The organism is Psychrosphaera haliotis, assembly GCF_039523615.1.
Taxonomy (GTDB): Bacteria; Pseudomonadota; Gammaproteobacteria; order Enterobacterales; family Alteromonadaceae; genus Psychrosphaera; species Psychrosphaera haliotis.
On record NZ_BAAAFQ010000007.1, the window covers coordinates 449,041 to 466,867 of the forward strand.

Genomic DNA, 17,827 nt, shown 5'->3' on the forward strand with positions numbered 1-17,827 from the left:
GAGAGGATTATAACTAGCCTAATTACACATGCAAGTTATTTGTTTATATGAAGGTTTAATTGAATAGATATTATGCAACTTGAATAAAAGGTTTTTGCAAATATGCTTTGTTGATACACTTTCAGAATTATCAGATGAAATATTTGGACGTAAATAGTTTGGAAACAAATAATAGAGCAGGTTTTTTTAAACGACTGGCCGCAATGGTTTATGATTGGTTGGCCGTGATTGCGTTATCAATGTTAGTCACTATTATCAATTTAGTCATTGTCTCTTACGGAGCCGATTTTGGGCTATTTGATTTAACGTCGTATGATGATCCTTCCGCTTATTTAAATGATCAAACGTGGTTTCAAGTAGAGTTAGTCCTGTGGGTTTGGCTATTTTACGCCTGGTTTTGGCATGATGGCGGGCAAACAATTGGCATGAGAGCGTGGCGTTTAAAGTTACAGCGCTTAGATGGTCAGCCTTTAGAGCTAACAAGAAGTTTTAAAAGGGCGGCATACTCACTGTTTGGACTTGGCAATCTCATGTTGCTGGTTAATCCAAAGAAAAAGCTATCGGTTCAAGATGCATTAACAAAAACTGAGATGATAGTATTAACGAAAGAACAAAATAAGCAGATATACCTACGTGGTATTGAAGATCCCGAAGAACGCTAATAACTGTAGCAAATAAATCAAATGCGATGGACCTTTTGGAATTGGAACATCGCATAAACGTTTTTTGTTTTTCTTCTTAATTTCTTTGTTACTTTTGCTTTTTAGTAAGCAGGCGCAAGGATATTAAAAAGAATACAAAGGTTGGGGCAAATGCTCCTAATACTGCCGGAAGTTCATAAACTAGTGCCATTGAGCCAAACACTCTGTCCACTAAAAAGAACGAAAACCCAGTGAGAATACCAAGTATGATTCTTGCGCCCATCGTGACAGAACGCAGAGGACCAAAAATAAACGATAACGCCAAAAGTAGCATTACAGCGACATTAAATGGCTGAAAAATCTTACGCCAAAACGCTAATTCATAACGACTCGCATTTTGACCATTATTATTGAGGTAGTTTAGATAATCGGTTAATTCAGATAGTGCCATACGCTCAGGCTTTACCGACACAATGCCAAGTTTATTAGGCGCTAAGTCCGTTGGCCAAGGTAGCTCGGCTTTAAAAGAAGTTGTAACGTCACGATCGTTCCATTCTTTGATTTTTACATTTGCAAGCAACCATTGGTTATTTTCAAACTTGCCAGTGTCCGCTTTTAGTTGACGCGTTAATTTTAAATCGCTGTTAAAGTCGAATACAGAAACACCAAGTAGCTCACCAGATTCTGTTACTTCCCTGATATTAACGAATGTGTCTGCTTCTTTAGCCCATATTCCTTCATCGGCAGCATATATATCACCGCCACTTATTGCTTGGGTCTTTAACTCATTCGCTTTTTTTATCGATGCAGGTACACCCCATTCAGAAAATACCATCATCGCCAGAATNACTAGACGCTAAAGCTCCTAATCCAACTAAGCCACCTATCATGGCCGCCATTGGGAAAAAGGCTTCAAAATCTTGAGGTATTAAAAACAAAGAATATAAAGCCGCTGTAACAGCCGTGAAATCGGCACGACCGATATACTTTAATTGCTCAATGAAACGAAAAAGTGAACTTATTCCCACTAAAATACCAAGCGTAACCATGATAGAACTAATTACAGTGCGGCCTACGTAGCGCTCAATTATAGACATGCCTAACATCAATTAGCTTCCTTTCGTTGTTTACTCTTTGTGGCTAACCAGTATTGCCTTAACTTACCACCGCTGGACCTATCCCGAAGTAACAATAACGTAGCGGTAAATATGCCAATAATATGAATCCACCATAAGCCAACCGACAGCGGGATACGGCCATCTTCAAGGGCTGACTTTGCTAGTAGTAGTAAAATGTAATAGGCAAAGAAAATAACAAGTCCTGGTAGAATCTTACCAAAGCGACCTTGTCTTGGGTTTACTGAGCTAAGTGGCACTGCGATTAGCGCTAAAATTGGAATGGTCAACGGAATAGCGATTCGCCACTGGAACTCCGCTTGCGCTTCAACATCATCAGAGTTCATTAATTCTATCGTGCTCTTTGCTGCTAAATTGCGACTTCTTCGCTCAACAGCTTGTTCTTCCATTAATATTTGGTATTTTGAAAAGTTAAGGCGTTGTAGGTCTGAGCGCTCATTAAAATAATAGCGGTGTCCCGCAGAGAGAATCAAATCTTGCTGGCCATTTGGCAGGTCTTGTAATTTTCCAGATTGTGCAAAAACAACGCTCTCTACACCCGATTCACTGGCTTGCGCTACAAAAACCTTTTTCATTTCTGATGTGCTGCGCTCAATGTCATGAACAAAAACAACGGAGTCGCCTTTCCCGGCTTTTTGAAATCGCCCGGCGGTAAGCGTTGATAACACGCCTTCTGCGGCAGCATTCTCTCTAACTTGGTATTCGTATTCAGCTGAAATAGGCGCTAGGTATAGAGTGATCGCACCACCAACTATTGAAAGCATAGTGGCAAACAAAAGAGCAACTCTGGCTACATACCACTCGGAAACCCCTGTCGCCTTTAAAACACTCATTTCTTGGTCAGCGTATAGTCGACCATAGGCTAGCATTACGCCTAAAAAGGCGCTTAGGGGAAGGATTACAGCCGCTAGTTGTGGGAAGCGCAAGCCAATGATTGATGCCACTAAATAACCTGGGATTTTGCCTTCTGTTGCGTCAGCTAAAACGCGAACAAAAGTTTGGCTCATGAATATACTCATAAGAACTATAAAAACCGCAAACTGAGACTTAAAAATTTCTGCAGTTAAGTAACGTAAAATTATCACTCACAAACCTTATAAAACTTGTACTTTTACTGGAATAATGCCGATTTTTGAGTAAACTTCTTATTTTCGCAAGAAATCTTTTTTATAGCAGGCTAAACTCATGCTATAACAATCGGACAACAAGCCTTTTTCTAGACTTAAACTTTTGTGCAAGGCTAGATTATAATGGTAAATCAGTGAAACACCGATAAAAATTTTAAATTTAAGTGGAATACTAAAGGTTCACTTATGTTTTTGGAGAGATCATGGAATTTAGTGTAAAAAGCGGCAGTCCCGAAAAACAACGCAGTGCATGCATTGTTGTAGGTGTTTACGAACCTCGTCGACTTTCTCCGGTAGCGGAACAGTTAGATCAAATTAGTGAAGGATATATTAGTAACCTTTTACGTCGTGGCGATTTAGAAGGCAAACCTGGTCAAGTTCTATTATTACATCATGTACCTAACGTTCTTAGCGAACGTGTATTATTAGTAGGTTGTGGTAAAGAGCGTGAACTAAACGAGCGTCAATATCGTCAAATCATTAAGAAAACTATAGATACATTAAACGAAACCGGCTCAATGGAGTCAGTTTGTTTCTTAACTGAAATGCACGTTAAAGGCCGAGATACTTATTGGAAAGTAAGACAAGCAGTTGAAGCAACAATGCATAGCTTGTATAGCTTTAACCAGCTTAAAAGCAAAAAAGACGAAGCTCGCCGTCCACTACGTAAACTTGTATTCAACGTACCTACGCGTCGTGAATTGGCGTTAGGTGAGTCTGCTATTGAACATAGTTTGGCAATATCAAATGGTTCAAAAATGTGTCGTGACGTTGCTAATATGCCACCAAACATTTGTAATCCTGCTTACCTTGCTGACCAAGGTAAAACGTTAGAAGAATTTGATAACGTATCGGTTTCTACTGTTGGTGAAAAAGAAATGGCTGAACTAGGAATGAACTCCTACTTAGCGGTTGGTCGTGGCAGTGATAATGAATCTATAATGACCATCATTGATTACAAAGGTGGTAACGAAGGCGATGCACCAATCGTCCTTGTTGGTAAAGGCTTAACATTTGATTCAGGTGGTATTTCAATTAAACCATCTGCTCAAATGGACGAAATGAAATATGACATGGGTGGAGCCGCTGGTGTTTTAGGCGCAATGCGCTCGCTAGTAGAACTAGGGCTTCCTCTAAATGTTGTCGGTATTTTAGCTGGCTGTGAAAACATGCCAAGCTCAAACGCTTATCGTCCGGGTGATGTTTTAACAACGATGTCAGGTAAAACGGTAGAAGTTTTAAATACTGATGCAGAAGGGCGCTTAGTGTTATGCGACGCGTTAACTTATGTTGAACGTTATGACCCTGAGTTAGTTATAGATGTTGCTACGTTAACGGGTGCTTGTGTTGTTGCGTTAGGCAAGCACGCAACTGGTTTATTAAGCAGCCATAACCCGTTAGCGCACGAGCTATTAAATGCATCAGAGCAATCTGGTGATAGAGCATGGCGTTTACCATTATGGGACGAGTATCAAGACCAATTAGAAAGTCCGTTTGCAGACTTTACTAACTTAGGTGGTCGAGATGCAGGAACCATCACAGCTGCATGTTTCTTGTCTAGATTTACTAAGAAGTATAACTGGGCACACTTAGACATTGCAGGAACAGCTTGGGTAAGTGGAGGTCCTAATAAAGGGGCAACCGGTCGTCCAGTTCCTATGCTTACACAGTTCTTAATGAACCGTGCAGGTATCGCGGTTGAGCAATAAGCTCAATCGTTTTTATAATTTATAAAGTTGGGCCGTTATGAACGTAATTTTTTGGTTGTTGTCAGACAAACATAGTTTGCCTCAAACCGATGAAGCCAAAAATATTTTGCCTCACTGGCATTATGCCTGTGTTCTAACGGCAGACTTATATCGACAGCACAAAAAAGTGTTGTTAGGCGCGCAGGATCAAGATCATGCTCATCAATTAGATGAGTGGCTCTGGCAATTTGAAGCAAACCGCTTCATACCTCATAATTTACCAGGAGAAGGCCCACATTATGGTACTCCGGTAGAAATAAATTGGCAGCCAAGTCCTCAACGCCGTCAGTGTTTTGTAAATACGAACAATCACATTCCTGATTTTTATCAGCAGTTAAAAGGGATAACTGAGTGGCACGACTTTGTGCCAGCTGATGATGTTGGTAAAGCCGCAGCACGCGAACGTTATAAAACACTTAAGCAAGCAGGTTTTGAAATCACAACCTCGCCTATCCCTGACTCAATCGTTTAATCGAAACAAAATAATTCAAGGCTCTTCTTAAAATGGATAAAACCTATAATCCAAGCGACATCGAACAAACCCTATATCAAGAATGGGAAAACAAAGGTTACTTTAAGCCAAGTGGCGAAGGTGACAGCTACAGTATTGTTATTCCACCACCAAATGTCACTGGTAGCTTGCATATGGGGCACGCATTCCAACATACGATTATGGACGCGTTAACTCGATACAAGCGCATGGATGGTTTTAATACATTATGGCAAGTTGGTACAGACCACGCTGGTATCGCAACTCAAATGGTTGTAGAGCGTAAACTTGCTGCAGAAAATAAACCAACGCGTACTGAAATGGGACGAGAGTCATTCATTGATAAAGTATGGGAATGGAAAGGCGAGTCTGGCGGTAATATTACTAAGCAGATGCGTCGACTAGGTAACTCAGTAGATTGGGAACGTGAACGCTTCACAATGGACCCAGGTTTATCAAAAGCCGTTGAAAAAGTATTTGTTGATTTATACAACGACGATTTAATTTATCGTGGCAAGCGACTTGTAAACTGGGATCCAAAACTTCAAACGGCGATTTCTGATTTAGAAGTTGAGAATAAAGATAAAAAAGGCCACATGTGGCATTTCCGTTATCCATTAGCTGATGGCCAGAAAACCGCAGACGGAAAAGGTTACTTAGTAGTTGCTACTACACGTCCAGAGACTTTATTAGGTGATACGGCGGTAGCGGTAAACCCAGAAGATCCTCGCTATAAAGACTTAATCGGTAAGTTCATTGAATTGCCATTTGTTGCGCGTCGTATTCCAATTGTGGGTGATGAACACGCAGACATGGAAAAAGGCACAGGTTGTGTAAAAATCACGCCAGCCCACGACTTTAATGACTATGAAGTAGGTAAGCGTAATCAATTGCCTATGATTAATGTTTTAGACTTTACTGGTCATATTCGAAAAGAAGCGAATGTTTACAATACCAATGGCGAAGAAAGCGACGAGTATAGTACAGAACTCCCTGAGCAATTTCATGGCTTAGAGCGCTTTGCTGCTCGTAAAGCGATTGTTGCCGCAATGGATGAAATTGGTTTATTAGAAGAAATAAAAGAACATGACTTAACGGTGCCTTATGGCGACCGTGGTGGTGTTGTTATTGAACCAATGTTGACAGACCAATGGTACGTGCGTGTTGAATCTATGGCTAAAGTAGCCACAGAAGCTGTGCAAAATGGCGACATTGAGTTTGTGCCTAAGCAATATGAAAACATGTATTTTGCTTGGATGCGTGAGTTGCAAGACTGGTGCATTTCACGTCAATTATGGTGGGGACATAGAATCCCGGCATGGTATGACAATGACGGTAACGTTTATGTTGGTGCTAGCGAAGCGGAAGTTAGAAAAGCAAATAACTTAGGTGATGATGTTGCACTAAGACAAGACGACGATGTTCTTGATACTTGGTTCTCATCAGCACTTTGGACCTTCTCTACAATGGGTTGGCCAGATAATATTGAAGATCTTAAAACCTTCCACCCAACCGACGTATTGGTAACCGGTTTTGACATCATATTCTTCTGGGTTGCGCGTATGATCATGATGACCATGCACTTCATTAAAGATGAAGACGGTAAACCACAAGTACCATTTAAAACAGTTTATGTGACGGGTCTAATCCGTGACGAAAACGGCGACAAAATGTCAAAATCTAAGGGTAACGTAATTGACCCATTAGATATTATTGACGGCATTGAATTAGAAACGTTAGTTGAAAAACGCACTGGTAACATGATGCAGCCTCAATTAGCAGCAAAAATTGAGAAAAGCACTCGTAAGCAATTCCCTGAAGGAATGACGTCTAGTGGCACTGACGCTTTACGATTTACTTTGTCTGCATTGGCGTCTACTGGCCGTGATATTAGTTGGGACATGAAGCGTTTAGAAGGTTATAGAAACTTCTGTAACAAGCTTTGGAATGCCAGCCGCTATGTTCTAATGAATACTGAAGAGCATGATTGTGGCAAAGACTTACCAGCAAACAGCCCAGAGTTAGAATACTCACTGGCCGATCGCTGGATTCAAAGTCAGTTACAAAAAACAGTTGAAACAGTGCGTGGTCACTTAGACGCTTATCGTTTTGATTTAGCATCAAGCGCTATGTATGAGTTCACGTGGAATCAATTCTGTGATTGGTACTTAGAATTAACTAAGCCAGTTATCTTTAAAGGAACTGAAGCGCAACAAAAAGCGACACGTAAAACGCTTGTTGATGTGCTAGAAGCTCTGCTTAGATTAATGCATCCAATTATGCCATTTATCACAGAAACGATATGGCAACGTGTTGTTCCACTAACGTCTTTAGGCGAGTCTAAAGCTGACAGCATCATGTTAAGTCCGTTCCCTCAATATAATGAGAGTGCGGTTGATGAAAAAGCTTTAGCTGACGTAGAGTGGTTAAAGCAGTTCATTTTAGTAATTCGTAATATTCGTGGCGAAATGGACTTATCACCAAATAAACCGATTAGCGTTATTTTAAGAAACACGTCTGAGCAAGATCTCTCTAGACTTGAAGAAAATAAAGCCTTCTTAATTGCATTGGCAAAATTAGAAGACATTAGTGTTTTAGCTGACGGCGAAAAAGCACCAGCTTCAGCAAGTGGTGTTGTTGGTAGCATGGATGTATTAATCCCAATGGCTGGCCTAATAGATAAAGAAGCTGAAATGGCGCGTTTGAACAAAGCCATTGATAAAAACAAAGGTGAGTTGAAGCGTGTTACAGGCAAGCTATCAAACCAAAAGTTTGTTGATAATGCGCCACAAGAAGTGCTTGAGAAAGAACAAGCTAAACTTGCAGAATACCAGCAGAGCCTTGATAAATTAGAGCAACAGTTGGTAGAAATTGAGAATATTTAAATAAAATAGACTTAATTTAAATAGCTCAAAACGATTAAAGCCAGTATGAATTTTATTCTGCTGGCTTTTTGTTTGCCTTATTTTCAAACATAATTGTTTTAGCTTCATGAATCCAATCATTACTTGTTTGAATGTGCTCTGAAATTTGGCTGGCACCAATAGAAAGCTCCACTGATTTAACTGAACCATCAGCCAATCTAAAGGTAATGCCGCTATTGATTCTCTGTATGTAATCTAACGCGGGTCTAAACTCTGTATTTGGTAAAACAATAATAAACTCGTCTTCAAAATAGCGAGCAACGGCATCGTTATTTCTAACTTCATCAAGCAATCTTGAAGCGACGGCTCTTAGAGCTCTATCGCCATACTCTTTGCCATAAGACTTGTTGATCGACTTTAACTGTTCAATATTCGTTAAAATTAAAGTGGCAGGGACTTTATGTCTATTAAACTGCTCTATACAAAATCCGATTTGTTTTCTCAACGCGTCATATTTTAGCGCACCACTAACAGCATCTATTGAAGACAGTTTGTCTATCTCTTTATAGGCGTTTCTAAGTTTTACCAAAGCAACATCTAATGCATCTTCCGTTTCTTTTAACTCAAACACATCTTGTATCGAAAAAATAAAAAAGCTTGGCCTATTAATTTCATCTCTTACTAGTGAAGCCGTCAGCTTTGCCCAAACTAAATGTCCTAATTTATGTCGGTAGCGCTTAACCCGAGTAAAGTTTTTTCTAGTATGACCAGCCAATATGGATTTTGACCATGCTAATCGCTCTTTAATATCTTCAGGCATCGTTAAGTCTTCAAAGGTAAGATCAATTAATTCGTTGTAGCTGTACCCTAAAATCTCACAAAGTTGACGGTTAATCTTTATAAACTTGCCGGAAAGTGAAACAACGGCAATACCAACGGCAATATGATCAAACCCCAGCCTGTAAACACTGTCTATATTTGTTGAATCAATAGAATTATTGTAAGGACTATCGTTAGAAAAATTTGTTTTCATTTAGTTATTATTATCCATGAGTTGATTTATAAGCATAGTGCGATAATTGAAAAACCTCCAGTCCGTATTACCCAAATGAGGTAAATAAGTTAAAGTGGAAAATGCTCATTGATCATTTGCAATTCATAAAAATAGATACTAAAGTGATATCAAAATGATATCTAAGTAAGTAAGGAAGTGATATGAATGAAAAAAATGGTTTTTCAGTAAATGGTTTTGTAGCCTCGCCAGTGCTGGCTTTATTAACCATCGGTGCGGTAAAGTCAATCAGCATCCCTTTTCAAGTAGCAGACCTATTGTTAATTGTTACGGCGGCAATACTGATTTTAAGTTGGGCCGGTTTTTTTATGGTGCAACCAAAACAAGCGCGAGTGTTAACCATGTTTGGTTCATATATGGGAACGGTTAAGGAAACAGGCTTGAGATGGACTATTCCATTTTTTATACGCCGAAACATTTCATTACGTATTCGTAACTTTGAAAGCGGCAAACTTAAAGTTAATGATAATCAAGGTAACCCGATAGAAATAGCGACTGTGGTAGTTTGGTCAGTAGAAGACAGCGCCAAAGCCGTGTTTGAAGTTGACGACTATGAAAGTTACGTTAGCATTCAGTCGGAAGCTGCGTTAAGAAACTTGGCGACGTCTTACCCGTATGATATTTATGAAAAAGACGAAGTCGCATTGCGTTCTCATCCTCAAATTATTTCAGATGCGTTATCTCAAGAAGTACAAAGTAGACTAGAAGATGCAGGCGTAAAAGTCATAGAAGCTCGAATAAGCCATTTGGCTTACTCACCTGAAATTGCCAATGCGATGTTACAAAGACAACAAGCAACAGCCATTATCGCAGCGCGTGAGAAAATAGTGGAAGGCGCCGTTGGTATGGTTGACATGGCATTAGAGCAACTGTCTGAAAAAGGTATTGTTGAGCTTGATGAAGAACGAAAAGCTGCAATGGTGAGTAACCTATTAGTTGTATTATGTGGTGATCAAAATACTCAGCCAATTATAAACGCAGGCTCACTGTATTAGTAGCTAAGTTTAAATTTAGAAAGAAGAGTGATAGTGTATTTATTGCTCTTCAAAATGCTAAAAGGTACAAACTAAAAGGTATATAGTGACTAAAAAAAAGAGCTTCCCACTACGAATTAATGAAGACGTATTTCTTGCCATGCAGCGCTGGTCAGATGATGAGTTACGTAGTTTAAATGCGCAAATTGAGTTTGTTTTGCGAAAAGCATTAGTTGACAGTGGACGAGTAAAGCTAACCCAAAAAGTAGTTACAGAGTTAGTTGATGATGTGAAAAAGAAATCATAAAGTTAAGGAATAGTAATGAAACAACTCATTATACTGTTTTGCCCAATTTTAATGGAGTTTGAACCTGCAAAAAACAGGTTCACTTTAAATCAAGGTGGTGGCAGTTTAACTTTACTAAGATTTAGGCTCACTAGCCTTAACTCTTAACCAAAGTTCTTCCATTTCATCTAGAGACATATCTGACAGAGGTGTTGAGTGCTCTTCAGCGAGCTGCTCAACGCCTTTAAAGCGTCTTGAGAACTTGTCATTTGCCTGCCGAGTTATTTGTTCAGGGTTTAGCCCTAAATGCCTAGATACATTTGTTAAAGCAAAAAACAAATCGCCAAGCTCATCTGCAATACGCTCTTTGTTGGTATTACTGTTATTTTTCTCTTTGTTCTTTTCTATTTCAACACGAAGCTCAGCAATCTCTTCTTCTACTTTATCCAGCGCTCCGTGTACATCGGGCCAATCAAAACCAACATGAGCAACACGTTTTTGAATTTTATAAGCTCTATTTAGGGCAGGCAATGCATTAGGAATATCATCGAGAACTGAGGTTTTACTCTGTTTAGAATTAGCATTTCGTTCTTGTGTTTTTATCTGTTCCCAGTTGTATTTTATTTCACTGTCATTCAGGGTTTGGTTTGAAAGTTCACCAAAAACATGAGGGTGACGGCGAATAAGCTTTTCGCACATGAGGCTGGCAATTTTTTCAAAATCAAAAAGTTCTTGTTCTTTTCCAAGCTGAGCATAAAACACCACTTGGAATAAAAGATCGCCAAGCTCTTTTGGCAACTCTTCAAAGTCTTCCTGCTCTATCGCTTCAGCAACTTCATATGCCTCTTCTAATGTATGCGGGACAATACTTTTAAAGGACTGTTTTAAATCCCAAGGACAACCGCCGTTTGGATCTCGCAGTTGAGACATGATCCATATAAGTTTGTCGATAGCGGGCTTGTCGGTGTTCATCATATTTTTTAATTCTCTGTATTCGTTAAAAAGCTCTAAAATTTGAGACCCTATGACCTTTTAACTTTCATGACTTCTTCTACTTGGCTTATTTTATCTAGTACTCTATTAAACGCACTCAAATTATAAACCTCTAACTTTAAGCCCATTGTCACTACTTGATTATTTACGTCTGAGTCGGTGCTCATTGCCAAAACGTTTACTTTGTCATTGGCTAAAATAGTGGTGATGTCGCGTAATAATCCGCTTCGGTCGTTGGCAAATATTTTTACGTTAGCAACAAAACCACCAGAGTATTGTTCCGCCCAAGATGCTTCAATAAATCGCTCAGGGTGCTCATCCATCACTATCTTAAATTGTTCACAATCAGAGCGGTGTATTACTACGCCTCTGCCTTGTGTAATGTAACCAACAATGTCATCACCCATGATTGGATTACAACAGCCGGCCAGTTGATTCATTAAATTGCCAACACCATGTAAAACCACGCCATTTTGGTTTTTCTTAGACTTTTTCCGAGGCTTTTGTATTAACCTAGGATCAATCTCCGGCTTAGGTTGATTAGTTGCCTTCGACTCGATGTAATTAATAACTTGGTATAAGCGAACGTCACCGGCGCCTATCGCGGCAAGGAGATCATCTAGTGAGTTCATATTAAAGCGCACAACCGCGTGGGACGTTTCGCTCCAATCAATATCTAAACGGTTAAGCTCGTGCTCAACCATTTGTTTACCTTCAACAATATTCTTGTCTTTGTCTTGCTGTTTAAACCAGGTTTGAATTTTTGCACGCGCTCTGGAAGAGTGAACATAATCTAAGTTAGGGTTTAACCAATCACGTTTAGGGTTTGGCTCTTTACCGGTAATGATCTCTATTTGATCGCCGGTTTTAAGCTGGTAAGTAAAAGGAACGATTCGGTTAAATACTTTAGCGCCAATGCAACGGTGGCCAACATTTGTATGCACATAATAAGCAAAGTCTAACGGCGTTGAGCCACTTGGTAAGTCAACAACATCACCGTCTGGTGTAAATACATAAACCCGATCTTCAACAACCTGATTATGAAGCTCTTCGGCAAAGTCGTTGGTATCCGCCATCTCCTCTTGCCATTGCAGTAACTTTCTTAACCACGCAATTTTCTCTTCATAACTCGACATCTTAACGTGTTTGTTTTTGCTGTCGCTTTCTTTGTACTGCCAATGTGCAGCAACACCTAACTCGGCCTCTTCGTGCATTTCTTGCGTTCGAATCTGAATTTCTATTGGTTTACCGTGCGGACCAATAATCACTGTATGAATAGACTGATAACCATTTGGCTTAGGCGTTGCTACATAGTCATCAAACTCAGAAGGAATATGTCGCCAGTTCGTATGTATAACACCTAATGCGCCATAGCAGTCTTGTAGTTTGTGAGTAACCACTCGCACTGCACGGATATCAAATAGTTGAGAAAATTCGTAGTCTTTCTTTTGCATCTTTTTATAGATGCTATAAATGTGTTTTGGACGGCCATAAACCACAGCCTCGACGCCAATGTCCGTCATTTTTTCAGACAGGCTATTCACAAAGTCTTCTAAGTACTGTTGTCTGTCAGCACGTTTTTCTTCAAGGCTAGAAGCAATGTTTTTATAAACCGTAGGCTGCAGATATCTAAATGAATAGTCTTCCAGTTCCCACTTTAACTGACCAATACCAAGCCGATTGGCAAGTGGCGCAAATATGGTTTGAGTTTCTTTGGCGGCTAAGACACGAGTTTCCTCATCGCCACTTTTAATGTCTCTTAGGTAAACAACTTGCTGACTTAACTTAATTACAACCGCTCGTACATCTTCCACCATTGCCGTTAGCATGCGACGGATTTTTTCAGCTTGAGCTGCAGAGTGTTTTATACGAGATGACAACAAGCCTAAGTTTGCCATTTTACGCACTGAGTCAAGCAGCGCTAAGGTAGAGCTACCAAACTTGTTAGTGATTTTTTCTTTGAGTTTTTTGTCAGTGGCTTGAGGGCCATAATACGGATACAGCAGAGCAGCAATTAGGCTTTCATCATCCATGCTTAGCTCAAGCATGATCTCAACAATTTGTAAGCCATGGCGGACAAAGTCAGTATCATGGACTTTATGCGCTTTTGGCGATTGTTGCTCGGCAAGTAGCCAATTTACGCCATTGCCAATTACCTCTACCGTGTGTGATTCGAGGCCCGTGTTCATCAGCCACTCATTTATGTCGTGACTGGATAATACGTTTTCTAAATTGTGAACTCGGGTAACTGAAACCACACCTATTCCTTACTTCATTTTTCTAATAACACCATAGCTTCCATATGAGCCGTATTTGGAAACATATTAAGAATGCCGGCTTTTTTCAACTGATAATCTGCCGCTAGCAATATTTTTAAGTCTCTTACCATAGTAGTTGGATTACAAGATATATATAAGATTTGTTTAGGTTTTATTTTAGGGATAGTTTGCATAACGGCCAAAGCGCCATCTCGCGCTGGGTCTAGCAATAATTTATCTATCGGTTTAAGCCAGGTTGGCGGGCGTTTTTCGTCAAAGACTGAAAGGTCAGCTTGATAAGCTTCAACATTCGTTAAGCCATTTAATTGAGCGTTATGTTTAAGCTGTTTTACCATGTTGCTAACACCTTCCACGCCAATTACTTGTTTACTGCGTTTTGCTAATGGCAAAGTAAAGTTACCTACACCACTAAATAAGTCTAAAACCGTGTCATTTGCAGTTGGTTTTAGCCAATCCATTGCTTGTTGAACCATTTGGTCATTGACGGCTTGGTTTACTTGAATAAAATCTTTAGGCGAAAATTCAAATTTTACGTTATCCGTTGAATAATGAAGTTGTTCACCATTGGCAGCGCTATGTTGATGTAAAACGTCATAGCGACTATCACTATATTCAACAATTAGGTGCACATTAAGGCCAACAGCAAAGTCGATAAGGCGTTGCTGGTCAGCAAGGGAAAACACTTCAGTAGCGCGTAAAATAGCGCATTGATAATCATCTAAGTCAAAGAGTTGGATATGCGTAAGGTTTTGTCCAGTCTCTAGCTCCAATAACGTTGGTTTAATGGTTAAGGCTATTTGTTCCAGTGCTGGAGCTAAAATTGCGCAACTGTTGATGTCTACAATATGTTTAGATTTAGACTCTCTAAAACCTAACGTTAGCTTTTTCTTGCCCGTCCACCATAATGCAAGCCTTGCTGCACGGCGGTAACCCCAAGATTTGCTAGTAATAGCTGGTTGCCAAACACCTTCAATAGAGCCTAACTGTTTTTCCATTAACTGTTTTAATACGTTTTCTTTTTCAGTAACTTGATCTTCATTAGCTAAATACTGCAACTGACAACCGCCACAAGTGCCAAAATGCTCACATTCTGGGGCGATGCGTTTTTCACTTTCTTCGATAATCTCTATGATTTGCCCCTGAAGGACCTTATCAGTATAAGTAAGAGGTTTTATTTTGGCTGTTTCACCAGTTAATAAGCCGGGAACAAAAGCAACTTTGCTATGCGGGTTAGACACAATTGACTTCAAACTTAAGTCATATTTTTCGGCAACACCACTAAATTGAGCGAGCTGTTTACCAGCGGAAGCGTGCTTTCTTGATTTAAGTTGTTTAGTCGGCTTGAAAAATTTCGCCATTGTTTGTGTACCCGCTTTGAGTTAAGTTAGATAAATACTAAAAAGAAACGTTATTATACTCGAAAAAACCGAATGAAATCTCACCTTTCCATGCGTCATTGGGCGTTTGTTGTCATTATTTTACCAACTCTGTTCATCAGCCTGATTTTAGGCAGTATTTTAATTTATAAAAGACATACAGAACTTGAGAATGTATTAATCGAAAGAGGTTTATCTCTTGCAGAGCCACTGGCTATGTTAGCGGGAAAATCTATTCAGCAACAAGATAATGAATTTTTAAGTCGTTCTCTTGATTTAGCTCATCGACGAGGTAGCCCTGCAGTCAATAATATCTCTGTTTTTACAGCGGACCATAGTTTACTTGTATCTACCAATGAACATGTTGATATTAGAGAAACTAAGTTATCAAAAGGTAAAACGGTTTCCTCTAAAAGCACCGTTGAGCGTTACGGCGATATTGTATTTGTTAGAACGCCAATTTGGGGAGAGAACTTAGACAGCTCAAAAGCCTTTGTAATTAAAGGCGATGACCGTACCCTCTATGGTTACTTGGTTTTAGAACTAAGTAGGAACAAGGTGTTACTTCAGCAACAGTCTTCACTCCTGCTCATGATCAGCATTTTGATCATCGCTTTATTTGTTAGCTTTGCTTTTGCGCAATACTTTATTAAACGGCTAATCAATCCGATACATAAAATAAATAACGTTATCAATAAAATTGTTCAAGGCGATACAAAAGTACGTTCAACAGAACTTTACCTAGCCGAGCTCAACACCTTGAGAGACGGTATTAATACATTAGGTAAAAAAATACATTTAGCTAATGAACAGGCTGAACACAATATCAGTGAGCATACGCAAGAGCTAACGCAAACAGTCGAGCTACTCGAGATTCAAAATGTAGAACTAAGCATTGCAAGAAAAGACGCCCAAACGGCAAATAATGTTAAATCTCAATTTTTAGCCAATATGTCACATGAATTGAGAACACCATTAAATGGGGTTCTTGGGTTTACTCGACAGCTGAAAAAAACGCCGTTAAATGATAACCAGAGTGACTTTTTAGAAACCATTGAATCATCTGCGAAAAATTTACTCAGGATTATTAACGATATACTCGATTTTTCGAAGCTAGATGCGGGGAAAATGGAGCTAGAATCTATTCCATTTTCTCTAAGAGATACTGTCAACGATGTCATGACGCTGATGGCGCCCACTATTTTTGACCGCGGAATCGATGTTCATTTAGGAGTAGAGTCATCTACACCAGATTCTTTAAGAGGAGACCCAGACCGAATTAAACAGGTTCTCCTAAATTTAATGGGTAACGCTTTAAAATTTACTCATCAAGGCTTTATCCGTTTAGATGTGCAATATAAAGGCGGCGATGAGCATGGACACAAAATTAAATTTGTTGTTTCTGATACAGGAATCGGCATAGATAAAACAGTTATCCAAAAGTTGTTCTCTGTGTTTGAACAAGCGGACAGTTCAGTCACCCGTCGTTTTGGCGGAACAGGTTTAGGTTTAAATATTTGTAAAAAACTCATTGAAGCTATGGGCGGGAATATCAGTGTTAAGAGTGAAAAGGACCAGGGCAGTAGTTTCTATTTTGACATCGTTGTTAAAGAAAATAACATAAGCGTTGCTGAACCCATTGATGTTGCGGACATCGCAGGGAAACGAATTTTAGTATTTGATAATAATGAACAGTCGTTAAATGACATTAATTTATTATTGTCGGATTTTACTGAGCTTCAAATCACAACCTGTGAAAACCAAGCTAACTTCTCTAAATGGTTAAAAGAGCCTTTTGATGTGGTTTTAATCTCTAGGAACGTTTCTCCAAGTACAATCGGACTGTTACAACAGTTTGTATCTGAAGCAAAAGAGAACTGCGAAAATGTTATCGCAATGATAGGTAGTATTTCGCCTAATTTAAAAGAAGCCCTCATTGGTTCTGGCGCAACAGCTTGTGTAAGTAAACCGATAAACCACAAAAAGTTGATAGATAGCCTAAGCGCACCTTTTAGAACTTATCAACAAACTGAGCAAACCAAGTCGATTTCTTTTAACGGCTTGAAGGTTTTAGCGGTTGATGACAATAAGTCTAACTTAAAATTGTTAACCACTATTTTGACAGAGATGTCGGTCGTCGCAGATACAGCATATGATGGTTTGCAGGCAGTTGAAATGGCGAAAAAGTATCGTTATGACGCAATTTTTATGGATGTGCAAATGCCTATAATGGACGGTATTACAGCTTGCCGTGAAATTAGATCTTCGTCATTAAATGAAGATATACCTATTATTTCAGTTACTGCGCATGCAACTGCCGATGAGCAGATCACTATTTCTGAATGTGGCTTTAACGACTATTTAGCTAAACCCATTGATGAACAGGTTTTACGCCAGATACTTATTGAGTTCTCCGGTGACGCATATAATGTTTCAAACAATAAAGCAGCAAAGCAAGATGCAGTCTTAAAGAGTGGTGCCGCGCCAGATTTTGCAGGGTTCCATCACATTAACTGGCCAATGGCATTAGAAAGAGCTGCTGGCAAACGAGACTTAGCAGTACAGATGCTTGATATGTTGATTAAGAGTATCCCTGATACTATTGATCAAATTAATGGTGGTTTAGCGTCTAACTCTGTTGATGATGTGCTTACTGCCGTTCACAAATTTCATGGCGCTTGTTGTTACACTGGGTTGCCAAAAATAAAGAGTTTAGCTGAGCAAATAGAAATTAGCTTAAAAGCAAATCGGCAAATTAAGAATGTAGAGCCTGAATTGTTTGAATTGTTAGATGAGATTGAGTTGTTAAGAAATGAATCAATGAGCTGGCAACTCAGCTAA

The 17,827-nt window shown here is 39.4% G+C and carries 14 protein-coding genes; 7 read left to right on the forward strand and 7 right to left on the reverse strand.

Annotated elements, in window-relative coordinates; translation table 11 throughout:
• Positions 1-158: 158 nt before the first annotated feature.
• Positions 159-662 carry an RDD family protein gene (locus ABD009_RS11620; protein WP_343825575.1) on the forward strand — a complete coding sequence of 168 codons (504 nt, stop codon included), beginning with the start codon at positions 159-161 and terminating at the stop codon, positions 660-662.
• Positions 663-750: 88 nt separating this feature from the next.
• Here the strand turns inward: ABD009_RS11620 and lptG are convergent, their stop codons facing one another.
• The 3 genes from lptG to lptF form a co-directional block, all read right to left on the reverse strand.
• Complete coding sequence (gene lptG / locus ABD009_RS11625) at positions 751-1,479, reverse strand: LPS export ABC transporter permease LptG (RefSeq protein ID WP_343825577.1); 729 nt, start codon at positions 1,477-1,479, stop codon at positions 751-753.
• Entirely contained in the window at positions 1,463-1,747 is a 285-nt protein-coding gene (locus ABD009_RS11630; RefSeq protein ID WP_343825733.1) for an LptF/LptG family permease, read from the reverse strand. Before ABD009_RS11630 ends, lptG begins: the two co-directional genes overlap by 17 nt.
• A complete protein-coding gene (gene lptF / locus ABD009_RS11635) occupies positions 1,747-2,862 on the reverse strand; it encodes an LPS export ABC transporter permease LptF (RefSeq protein WP_343825579.1) in 1,116 nt (371 codons plus the stop codon). Before lptF ends, ABD009_RS11630 begins: the two co-directional genes overlap by 1 nt.
• A 245-nt stretch (positions 2,863-3,107) precedes the next feature.
• Between lptF and pepA the strand changes: the two genes are divergently transcribed.
• Genes pepA through ABD009_RS11650 form a run of 3 tightly spaced genes read left to right on the forward strand, consistent with a single transcriptional unit; the run spans position 3,108 to position 8,027 of the window.
• A complete protein-coding gene (pepA, locus tag ABD009_RS11640; RefSeq protein WP_155696149.1) occupies positions 3,108-4,613 on the forward strand; it encodes a leucyl aminopeptidase in 1,506 nt (501 codons plus the stop codon).
• A 37-nt stretch (positions 4,614-4,650) separates the two neighbouring features.
• On the forward strand, positions 4,651-5,124 hold the full coding sequence (locus ABD009_RS11645; protein WP_155696148.1) for a DNA polymerase III subunit chi: 474 nt from the start codon (positions 4,651-4,653) through the stop codon (positions 5,122-5,124).
• Between the two features lie 32 nt (positions 5,125-5,156).
• Positions 5,157-8,027: a valine--tRNA ligase gene (locus tag ABD009_RS11650; RefSeq protein ID WP_343825582.1), complete on the forward strand. Its 2,871-nt coding sequence runs from the start codon at positions 5,157-5,159 to the stop codon at positions 8,025-8,027.
• 52 nt (positions 8,028-8,079) lie between these two features.
• Here the strand turns inward: ABD009_RS11650 and ABD009_RS11655 are convergent, their stop codons facing one another.
• Positions 8,080-9,039: a GGDEF domain-containing protein gene (locus ABD009_RS11655; RefSeq protein WP_343825584.1), complete on the reverse strand. Its 960-nt coding sequence runs from the start codon at positions 9,037-9,039 to the stop codon at positions 8,080-8,082.
• A 182-nt stretch (positions 9,040-9,221) separates the two neighbouring features.
• Between ABD009_RS11655 and ABD009_RS11660 the strand changes: the two genes are divergently transcribed.
• The gene (locus ABD009_RS11660) at positions 9,222-10,073 is read left to right on the forward strand and encodes an SPFH domain-containing protein (protein WP_343825587.1); all 852 of its coding nucleotides are present in this window, start codon (positions 9,222-9,224) and stop codon (positions 10,071-10,073) included.
• 85 nt (positions 10,074-10,158) lie between these two features.
• Positions 10,159-10,359: a type II toxin-antitoxin system antitoxin gene (locus ABD009_RS11665; RefSeq protein ID WP_343825589.1), complete on the forward strand. Its 201-nt coding sequence runs from the start codon at positions 10,159-10,161 to the stop codon at positions 10,357-10,359.
• A gap of 114 nt (positions 10,360-10,473) precedes the next feature.
• Here the strand turns inward: ABD009_RS11665 and mazG are convergent, their stop codons facing one another.
• The 3 genes from mazG to rlmD are packed head-to-tail and all read right to left on the reverse strand — an operon-like array spanning position 10,474 to position 14,968.
• A complete protein-coding gene (gene mazG / locus ABD009_RS11670; RefSeq protein ID WP_343825591.1) occupies positions 10,474-11,313 on the reverse strand; it encodes a nucleoside triphosphate pyrophosphohydrolase in 840 nt (279 codons plus the stop codon).
• A gap of 47 nt (positions 11,314-11,360) precedes the next feature.
• Positions 11,361-13,589: a GTP diphosphokinase gene (gene relA / locus ABD009_RS11675; protein ID WP_343825593.1), complete on the reverse strand. Its 2,229-nt coding sequence runs from the start codon at positions 13,587-13,589 to the stop codon at positions 11,361-11,363.
• Positions 13,590-13,603: 14 nt separating this feature from the next.
• Positions 13,604-14,968, reverse strand: a complete 1,365-nt coding sequence (gene rlmD, locus ABD009_RS11680; RefSeq protein WP_343825595.1) for a 23S rRNA (uracil(1939)-C(5))-methyltransferase RlmD — start codon at positions 14,966-14,968, stop codon at positions 13,604-13,606.
• 72 nt (positions 14,969-15,040) lie between these two features.
• On the opposite strand from rlmD, the gene barA reads away from it, so the two are divergent.
• A complete protein-coding gene (gene barA / locus ABD009_RS11685; protein WP_343825597.1) occupies positions 15,041-17,827 on the forward strand; it encodes a two-component sensor histidine kinase BarA in 2,787 nt (928 codons plus the stop codon).